Source organism: Larkinella ripae (genome assembly GCF_054780775.1).
This window is the reverse complement of record NZ_BAAGVR010000044.1, coordinates 1-681: the sequence shown is the minus strand read 5'-3', so window position 1 is coordinate 681 and position 681 is coordinate 1. Positions and strand designations below refer to the sequence as shown.

The following is a 681-nucleotide window of genomic DNA, read 5'->3' as shown; positions in this document are numbered from 1 at the left end:
GTTAAGGTGTATGTCAGAGCATCGTTGTTCGGATCGCTGAAAATCGGTAGGGTAGCGGTAAAGACTTGACCGACCGTGGCCGCGAGGGAAACCAGGTTGGGCGCCGTCGGCGGCTGGTTGGCGGGCGGGGTCGTGGGTCCTTCACAGGTCAGGGTTTTGGGAGCTTGCCGCAAGACATAGGTGCTGCCTTCCACCCGCGCCCAGATCGTGTGGGGCTGGTTGTCTTTCAGCCTTTGGGGAACCGGAAAATTGTAGCTGTGGTTGCCGTTGCCCTTGTTGGCCGTTTTCAGATCCTGCCGGAACACATCGGCCAGCACTTTGTCGATGAGCGTGGCGGTTTGCAAAGTAGCTCCCTCCAGAAACTCGACCGTCAGCGGCAGGTTGGGTTTGTCCCGGTGCCAGACCCAGCCCGAGAACACCTCGCAGTTGACCGTCGACAGATACCCATCGTAGCCCGCCAGACTCAACGGGGGCGGGGTGGAGGCATCCGTGACCGTGATCGTCACACTGATTTGCGCGGACTGGCTCTGGTTGTCGGTCGCGGCATAGGTCAGCGTAAACGTACCGGGTTGGGAAGGCGTCCCGCTCAGCACCCGGTTTCCGGCATTGAAGCTCAGGCCGGGAACACTGCCGTTCAGGCTGTAGGTGAGCGGACCATTTTCGGGGTCGGCAAAAACCGGC

At 60.8% G+C, this 681-nt stretch carries 1 protein-coding gene; it reads right to left on the bottom strand.

Going from position 1 to position 681, the window contains the following annotated elements; translation table 11 throughout:
* Positions 1-681: putative Ig domain-containing protein (locus ACYVHX_RS29625; RefSeq protein ID WP_460675345.1), on the bottom strand; the 681-nt coding region annotated here is incomplete at both ends.